This is a genomic window from Asanoa sp. NPDC050611 (assembly GCF_040654855.1).
Classification (GTDB): domain Bacteria; phylum Actinomycetota; class Actinomycetes; order Mycobacteriales; family Micromonosporaceae; genus Asanoa.
In genome coordinates this window covers 15172-21982 of sequence record NZ_JBFAIU010000107.1, presented here as the reverse complement: position 1 = coordinate 21982, position 6811 = coordinate 15172, and the positions used below count along the sequence as shown (strand labels likewise).

General features: G+C 72.6%; 6 protein-coding genes. 2 read left to right on the top strand and 4 right to left on the bottom strand.

The window, feature by feature from the left end; genetic code table 11:
- Window positions 1-116 precede the first annotated feature (116 nt).
- Genes AB0H87_RS18470 through AB0H87_RS18455 form a run of 4 tightly spaced genes read right to left on the bottom strand, consistent with a single transcriptional unit; the run spans window position 117 to window position 3838 of the window.
- Window positions 117-830, bottom strand: a complete 714-nt coding sequence (locus AB0H87_RS18470) for a VOC family protein (RefSeq protein WP_360146495.1) — start codon at window positions 828-830, stop codon at window positions 117-119.
- 60 nt (window positions 831-890) lie between these two features.
- Entirely contained in the window at window positions 891-2054 is a 1164-nt protein-coding gene (locus tag AB0H87_RS18465; RefSeq protein WP_360146492.1) for an FAD-dependent monooxygenase, read from the bottom strand.
- A gap of 51 nt (window positions 2055-2105) precedes the next feature.
- Window positions 2106-3065, bottom strand: a complete 960-nt coding sequence (locus AB0H87_RS18460; RefSeq protein WP_360146489.1) for an anti-sigma factor RsbA family regulatory protein — start codon at window positions 3063-3065, stop codon at window positions 2106-2108.
- Window positions 3062-3838 carry an MEDS domain-containing protein gene (locus tag AB0H87_RS18455; protein WP_360146486.1) on the bottom strand — a complete coding sequence of 259 codons (777 nt, stop codon included), beginning with the start codon at window positions 3836-3838 and terminating at the stop codon, window positions 3062-3064. Before AB0H87_RS18455 ends, AB0H87_RS18460 begins: the two co-directional genes overlap by 4 nt.
- A gap of 123 nt (window positions 3839-3961) precedes the next feature.
- Between AB0H87_RS18455 and AB0H87_RS18450 the strand changes: the two genes are divergently transcribed.
- Entirely contained in the window at window positions 3962-5485 is a 1524-nt protein-coding gene (locus AB0H87_RS18450) for an alkaline phosphatase D family protein (protein ID WP_360146483.1), read from the top strand.
- A gap of 9 nt (window positions 5486-5494) precedes the next feature.
- Window positions 5495-6706: a hypothetical protein gene (locus tag AB0H87_RS18445; protein WP_360146480.1), complete on the top strand. Its 1212-nt coding sequence runs from the start codon at window positions 5495-5497 to the stop codon at window positions 6704-6706.
- The last annotated feature ends 105 nt before the right edge of the window (window positions 6707-6811 follow it).

Below are 6811 nucleotides of genomic sequence, written 5' to 3'. Positions count from 1 at the left end.
GTTGAGGTCGACCCCTTCGGCGATGAGCTGGGCGACGGCCGCGGTCGCGGGGCTGCGCCGCTCACCGGTCGTTGTCGAGCCGCACGAACCCGCGCCAGTGGTGGTCGCGGTAGGACCTATTCCGGAATCGTCAGGCAGAAGGGCTTGCCGGCCGGGTCCGTGAAGACGCGGAAGGTGTCGGTGCCCGCGGGTAGTCGGGTGGCGCCCGCCGCGACCGCGGCTCGTTCGCCCTCGTCCAGGTCCGCCACCTGGACGTCCAGGTGGAACTGCTGCGGATGCGCCGGGTCCGGCCACCGCGGCGCCGAATAGTCGGCGACCTGCTGGAACATCACCGGCTGCGCGCCCTCCTCGCCGATCATCGCCATCCCATCCGCCTCGTAGGTGACCGGCTTGCCCAGCAGCTCCGCGTAGAAGCGGCTCAGGGTCGCGGCGTCCGGGCAGTCGAGCATGACGCCCATCAGGGTCGTGGCGGGGTCGTCGGCCTTCAGGCACAGGTCGAAGGGATGGCCCGCCGGGTCGGCGACCGTCAGCCACGTCTCGTTGCGGCGCAGCAGGGTGCCGCCCAGCGACGACGCGCGGGTCAGCGCCGCGTCGAGGTCCGGGACCCGCAGGTCCAGGTGCGCCTGCTGCGGCCGCGACTGGTCCGGCCACGACGGTGCCTGGTGGTCCGGCGACAGCTGGAAGGCGACCCGCCACCCGTCAGGCGTCTCCAGCGTGATCCAGTCGGAGTCGACCCACAGCTCCTTCCACCCGGCCAGGCCCTGGTAGAACGCCGACAGGCGGCTGATGTCGGGCGCGTCCAGCACCACCGTGTCGAGCTTTCCGATCATCGTCGTCTCCCTCGTCGTCTCAGCCACCGCATCGTGCCCGAGGGGTACGACAAGAAACCGTCACCCGCCCGCGATCGTCGACGCGACCCGGCGCAGGCCGTCCGGCGTGTGCAGGTACGCCAAGAACCGGGCACGGGCCGCGTCCACCGCCGGCCCCGGCGCGAGCAGCGCCGCCTGCTCCGCCGACGACGCCAGCACCCGGTCCGCATGCGGCCGCCGGGCCGCGTCGTAGCCCGACACGTCGCCCCGGGCGATACGGCCCGCCAGGTCCACCGCGTCGAGCAACCCGAGGTTGAGCAGCGGCCCGCCGATCCCGGCGACCACGTGCGCCGCGTCCCCGGCGAGCAGCACCCGCCCGGCCGCATAGCGGGACGCGACCCGGTTCTGCCGCGAGGTCGAACGCCGCAGCACGTACGGGCCGCCGGACGTCGGCGGGGCGTCGAACCCGACCGGCACCCCCAGCACCCGCGCCAGGCTCGACCGCAGCTCACCCACCTCCATCGGCACCGTGTCGTCGACCGCCGCATCCCACTCGAGCGTCGTCACCAGGTGTGGCCCGCCACCGAACCGGGCGAACGAGAACACCCCGCGCGGCGTGCGATGGAACAGATATGGCCGGTACGGCCCACCCGGACCACGCAGCCGACCACCGAACCGGGTCAGCGACCCCGGCGGCAGCACGACGTGCGCGCTCCGGCTGACCACGCCGTCCTGCGCGACACCCGGGAAACCGATCCCGGCCGCCTTGCGCACGAACGAATGCGCGCCATCGCAGCCGACCAGATAAGCACAATCCAGGGTGTACGCGCCGGACGGCCCGGACACCGAAACCGTCACCCCGGCCTCGGAGGGCGAGACCCCGGTGACCGTGTGCCCCCAAAGCACCGAAACACCGGCGGACCTTGCCAGCTCCGCCTCCAGCCGCCGCTGCGGCACCGGCAGCACGTACACCGGATTGTCCGGCAACCGCCGCAGGTCCAGCGGGAATCCCCCGTACATGTACCGCGGTGCCGGCCGCGGCCCGCCGCGCCGCCCGCTCAACGCCGCGTACAACCCCCGCGCGTGCAGCATCGGCACCGCCCGCCCGACGATCCCGTTGGCCTTGGGCACCAGGCTCGGCGCCGGCAGCGCCTCGAGAACCACCGGCCGCACGCCGAGCCGGGAAAGCTCGCGCGCGCACATCAACCCGACCGGCCCGGCACCGACAACGACGACATCGACCATGGCGTCAACCGTAGTTGACAACCGCCCAACCGTCAATCTAAGTTGACGGCGTCAGTACGGGTTCCCCGCCGTCAGCCGCAGCGTGAAGCCCGCCTCGTCGCGCGAGAACGCGACGTAGTTGCACGACTGGTGGGTGATCCACAGGCCCAGCCCACCCGTCGAGCTGTCCCGCGACGGCAGCAGCCCGGCATAGGGGTCCGACGGTCCCGCGCCGCCGTCGGTCACCGACACCACGATCCGGTCGGCCCCGGCCCAGTAGCGCACCCGCACCGGCGGCAGGCCGTGCCGCAGCGCGTTGGTCACCACCTCGCTCACCGCGATGACCAGCTCCTCGGTCTCGTCACCAGGCAGCCCGGGGTCGACGAGCCGCACCGCGTGCCGCGCACCGGCCGCCGTCGGGTCGACCAGCGTGATCAGTGGCGGCCCCTCCTCCAGCGGGTCGACGGCGACCGGAGGCCAGGCGGACAGGAACGACGTCGGCGCCGCGTACGTCGGACTCGGCTCGTGCCGCCCGTCGGCGTGCAGCGACCGCGGGTGGGTCCGCAGCACGTCGGACAGCACCGTCGACGGCGTGATCCGCGTGTCGTAGGCGCACAGGCTCCACAACGGGAACTCGTCGTACGCGTGGTTGATCGCCGCCTCGTAGCGGGCCCACCAGTTCCACGTGGCGCCCAGCGACGGCCGCGGGATCTCGCCGACGATCCGGATCTGCCCGGCACCGTCGGCGACATGCCCCGCGAGCAGCTCGCGATAGGCCCGGATGGCGGCGGCCGGCCGCGCGTACATGCTGCCGCCGGTCAGGAACGACACCCCGGAGAGGCAGGAGCCGGGCAGCGCACGCCGCACGAGATCGGCCTTCTCCGGGCCGAGTGCCACCACCGTCGGCTCCTTGGAGTCGACCCCGCCGACGAGGAACGGCAGCACGACGGCCAGCAGCTCCTCGTCACTGGCGTAACAGACCGCCTCGTGGAAGTAGCCGACGTGGCCGGCGGCGGCACCGGTGCGGGTCATCGGGCCTCCACCCGGAGGCCGGGCACGCGCAGGAGCTCGACCAACCGCGCGGCCGCGGGCATGGGCGTCCGCAGCACCGCCGTGGCACCCCGCCCCCGCGCGTAGGAGGCGAGCTGGAGCAGCGATCGATGGTCGACGAAGTCCAGGCTGCCGGCGTCGACGACGAGCTCCCCGTCGATCACCGCCGGCGAGACCTGGTCGAGCACCCGGGCGAGCGCTGCCGTCCCGGTGACGTCCAGCTCCCCGGAGATGGCCAGGTCACCCGACCCGACCACCGCGTGGAGCCGGAACGACACGTCCGGCAGGTTGTGCACCTCGTGCAGGCAGGCGAGGTCGCTCAGCGCCCCCGGGTCGACGACGCGCCGGTCGTAGCCACACAGCCCCGACAACGGATTTCGCGCCATCAACCGGTCGATCCGGTGTTCATAGGCAGCGAACGCCGCGACCTGTGCCGCCGACCGGACCAGCGGGGTCACCTCGCCCACCACCCGGAGCCCCGTGTGGCCCGCCGCCAGCGCCGACGACAGCGCGTCAGCCCAGTAGGCGACCGTCGCGGCCGGGTCGACCACCCCGTAGACGTCGGACACCGGCTCGGGCGCCACCCCGTCGATGTCCGGCAGGTCGTCGCCGACCAGCCGGACCGCGGCGCCGGCCGCGCGACCCTCGGCGAGGAAGCCGCGGGCACGCCCGACGAACTCGTCAAGATCAGCATAGGCCCAGCACAGATGGCGCCCGGCGGTCGGCCGGGCGGCCTGTGCCTGCGCCGCGTGCATCCCGACAGCGTACGCCGTCGCCGTCAGCGGCACCGATTGCACAGGTGGCGGTCACCTCATGGTCAGCCGCCCGGACCCCCGGAGATCATCTCCCATTCATTTAGCGCCATCAATGTGCTGGTCATGACGAGGCTCAGCCGACGCATCTTCGTCCTCGGTGGACTGGCCACTGTGGGCACGACGATCGTCCCCCTGTCCCGCGCCCTCGCGGCGCCGCCGTACCCCTTCAAGCTCGGTGTCGCCAGCGGCGAACCCGCTGCCGACAGCGTGGTCCTGTGGACCCGTCTGGCGCCGACCCCACTCAACGCCGACGGCCAGGGCGGCATGGCCAACGCCGACGTGGCCGTGGACTGGCAGGTGTCCACAACGGACACGTTCAGCTCACTGGTCGCCCAGGGCACGGTCACGGCGCGTTACGCGGACGCCCACTCCGTGCACGTGGTCGCCGGCGGCCTCGCGCCGGACGCCGACTACTACTACCGCTTCCGCGCCCAGGGCCACCTCTCCCCGGTCGGCCGCACCCGCACCGCGCCCGCGACCAGCACCGTCGGCCGCGACTTCACGATGGCCTTCGCCTCGTGCGCGCACTACGAGAGCGGCTACTACACGGCGTACCGGCGGTTGGCCGAGGACCGGCCCGACCTGGTGCTGCACCTCGGCGACTACATCTACGAGGGTGGCGCCGGCAGCGGCGTGCGCCAGCACGTCGGCGCCGAGATCGTCAGCCTGGCCGACTACCGCCGCCGGTACGCCCTCTACAAGTCGGACCCCGACCTGCAGGCCGCGCACCAGGCCGCGCCGTGGCTGGTCGTCCCGGACGACCACGAGGTGGAGAACAACTACGCCGGCACGGTGCGGGAGAACAACACGCCGGCCCTGACCGCCGCCCAGTGGACCGCCCGGCGCAGCGCCGCCTACAAGGCGTACTACGAGAACATGCCGCTGCGCCCGAGCTCAGCGAACAGCGGCAACAGCATCCCGCTCTACCGCCGGGTCCGGTGGGGCCAGCTCGCCACGTTCCACATGCTCGACACCCGGCAGTTCCGCGACGACCAGGCCTGCGGCGACGGCAGCAAGGTGTGCGCGGACGCCGACCTGGCCAGCCGCAGCATCACCGGGGCGGCGCAGGAGGCCTGGCTGCTCGACGGGCTGGGCCAGAAGCTGGGCACCTGGGACGTCATCGGCCAGCAGGTGTTCTTCGCGCGCCAGTTCACCTCGACCGGCGCGGCGAGCATGGATGCCTGGGACGGCTACCGGGCGTCCCGCTCGCGGATCCAGGCCGGCTGGCAGCAGCGCGGCGTCCGTAACCCCGTCGTGCTCACCGGCGACGTGCACCGCGCGTGGGCCAACGACCTCAAGGCCGACTACGCCAACGCCAACTCAGCGACGATCGGCACCGAGCTGGTCTGCACGTCGATCACCTCGGGCGGCAACGGCAGCGGCACGACCACGATCCCGAACGCGGCCACGAACCCGCACCTGAAGTTCCACCAGGACCGGCGCGGCTACACCCGGACCACCATCTCGCGTACGCAGATCCGCGCCGACTTCCGTGCCGTCGCCACCGTCACCGAGCACGGCGCCCCGGTCACCACCACCCGCTCGTTCGCCATCCTCGACGGCCGTCCCGGCCTGCAGGCCCTCTAGGAGATCGCCTTGCTTCTGCCCATCCTGGCGGCGCTGCTCGCCGTGCCCGCCGGCGTCACCGTCTCCACCGCCAACAGCGTCGCCACCGGCGACCAGGACACCGCCGCGGTCGCCACCAACCGGATCGGCGACGTCGCCGTGGTCTGGGAGGACGACCGGGCCGAGTCCAACCCCGGCGACAACACCAACTCCGAGATCTACGTGCGGCTGTTCCGCAACGGCACGTCCGCGTACGAGAAGAAGCTCTCCGCAGGTGGCACCGCCGGCGTGCCCTGGAAGCACGTCAACCCGGACGTCGGCCTCGACGACAAGGGCAACGCGGTGGTCGTCTGGAACGACGAGCCGGACGGCAACGGCGTGTTCAACGTGGTCTACCGGGTCATCTCCCCGGCCGGGGCGATCCTCGGCCAGGGGCGGGTCAACGCGGACACCGCCGGCCAGCAGCTCACGCCGAAGGTGGCGGTCGACCCGGACGGCACGCCGAGCACGCCGGCGGCGGTCGCCTTCTCGGTCGTCTGGGAGGACGTCCAGGGCAGCGTCACGACCATCAGGGCGGCGGGCTACACCAACGTCGCGACGAAGGCGTACGAGGTCGTGGCCAGCCAGTCGACCGGCGTGCACCACCGGCCCGACATCGCGGTGTCCGCCTCCGGCGACGCGACGATCGTCTGGGACGAGGACAGCGACGGCAACGGCTTCTACCAGATCGGCCTGGTCCGGCTGGCCAAGGGCAACGGCGCGGTCACGTTGTCCCGGCGGGCGGCCAACGGCGACGGCGGCGGCCAGCAGGTGGCTCCGGCGGTCGCGGCCAACTTCACGGGCGACTTCGTGGTGGCCTGGCAGTCCGACCACACGGGTACGCCCGGCGTCTGGGTGCGGTCGTTCACCGCGACCGGCGACCCCCGGCACGGCGATGTCCAGGTGACCGACGCCGCCGGCGCGGCGGCACCGGCGGTGGGCATCGACGACCAGGCCAACACGGTGGTCGGCTGGACGGCGCAGGGTGTCGACGTCTGGGCCCGCGGCTTCGACCGCGACGGCGGGACCGCGGGCCGGCTGCCGGCGCAGACCTACAGCGGCACCACGACCGGGCGGCAGGACCAGCTCGGGCTCGCGGTCTCAGCCTGGGGCGAGATCGCGGTCTGCTACACGGACGACAACGACGGAAACCAGTACGACCAGGTCCTGCTCGCGCTCGGCGGAAGCAACTCGAGCTGGTAGGTGACGCACGAGGGGTGCCTGAAGCTGCTGCAGGACGCGCTCGCCGCGGGCTTCACGATGAAGGACGGCTCGGCCTACAACCTGCAGTGGCGCGGCGCCGCGCCG